The organism is Acinetobacter lwoffii (assembly GCF_024129685.1).
Taxonomy (GTDB): Bacteria; Pseudomonadota; Gammaproteobacteria; order Pseudomonadales; family Moraxellaceae; genus Acinetobacter; species Acinetobacter lwoffii_X.
The window spans coordinates 1-692 of sequence record NZ_JAMXXL010000082.1; the positions used below are offsets into that span (position 1 = coordinate 1).

At 25.7% G+C, this 692-nt stretch carries 1 protein-coding gene; it reads left to right on the plus strand.

Annotation, left to right across the window (positions count from 1 at the left end; all coding sequences use genetic code 11):
• Window positions 1–120: 120 nt before the first annotated feature.
• Window positions 121–621, plus strand: a complete 501-nt coding sequence (locus tag NI464_RS15765) for a hypothetical protein (RefSeq protein WP_253139548.1) — start codon at window positions 121–123, stop codon at window positions 619–621.
• Window positions 622–692: the final 71 nt, after the last annotated feature.

The following is a 692-nucleotide window of genomic DNA, read 5'->3' on the forward strand; positions in this document are numbered from 1 at the left end:
GCAGATTATGCACGAATGCCAAGAAATTTGGAGTGCAAATATTAACCAAAAAGAAGATCATTTTTTGATTTATGAAAGAGATCTAATATATCGCATGTAAGACTTAATTCTGTGGATTTTATGAATGATCCTACTGAAGGGAAAATATTAAAGGATTTTTTAAATTTAAAAAATATATATGATGATAATGCTCATATTAATACTTTTTTAACATGTTTTACATTTAATCATAACTCTTTAAATCAGTTTAGATTGTATGGAAATACAGATGATGTTGAGTGTTCTGGAGTGAGTCTTGTTTTTGATAGTTTATTTTTTGCGCAAGGATTTGAAAAAGCGACTATAAGTAGAGTCTACTATAAATTGCCAATTTTTAGATGTATCTATTTGGATTATTTTTCAGGATATTTTGAAGTTGCAAGAAGAAATAAATTTACGTTTTTTCAAGAATATAAAGATAAGAAATCTGCTGAAAATGCTTGGAAAAAATATATAAATAAAATAAACAAAATTGAGGAGAAAATTAAAAAGTATTTCGATGAAATGAAAGTTTTAATTGAAATTCTTTATGAAGATAATGATTTGAAGGTTATTTCCTTAATTAATAGATCTCTTTCATAAATCAAAAAATGATCTTCTTTTTGGTTAATATTTGCACTCCAAATTTCTTGGCATTCGTGCATAATCTGCGG